This is a genomic window from Halorubrum sp. SP3 (assembly GCF_005435195.1).
GTDB classification, from domain to species: domain Archaea; phylum Halobacteriota; class Halobacteria; order Halobacteriales; family Haloferacaceae; genus Halorubrum; species Halorubrum sodomense.
The window spans coordinates 1-491 of the sequence record NZ_SGTU01000334.1; the positions used below are offsets into that span (position 1 = coordinate 1).

Sequence of the window (491 nt, forward strand, 5' to 3'; positions counted from 1 at the left end):
GGAGGGAAGCGTCGCGACGTCGTCCCCGCCGCGGACGTCTGCGAGGAGGAACCGCGAGATCTGGTGGATCCGCTGTCCGAGCTCGATGAGCGAAAGGACGCTCCCAGTAAGGAACCCCAGTCCGACGAGAGCGACGGTCAGATCGACCACGAGTGAAAACTCGCCAAACGCCACGCCGACGGTCGAGACCGCGAGTAACACTGCGAACGTAGTAAGCGCCAGACCGGCGAGCCGCTGCATCGTCCTCGTCAAATGTCGGGAATGTCTTGTAGCTTCGGTCTCGATCCGTTGTCATCGCTCGGGGATCGAGCGGTTTCGGCGACCGATACGCAACTCTCGTCGACCGGTTGTTTCAGTCGAGAAACATATGAAAAGAAATACACATCAGCGTTCATAGCATCACCGGTCGCTTCGCGGTGACGCCCGCCGAAGGCCTAGCAGGCTCTCATAACTCGCCGCTAGGGGAGTTGGGTGAAGTGTTTCAATCCCTC

Annotated in this window: 1 protein-coding gene; it reads right to left on the reverse strand. The window is 59.7% G+C overall.

Annotated features, from left to right (window positions below; genetic code table 11):
• Nucleotides 1-240: hypothetical protein (locus EXE42_RS16760; RefSeq protein ID WP_137707038.1), on the reverse strand; the 240-nt coding region annotated here is incomplete at its 3' end.
• Nucleotides 241-491: the final 251 nt, after the last annotated feature.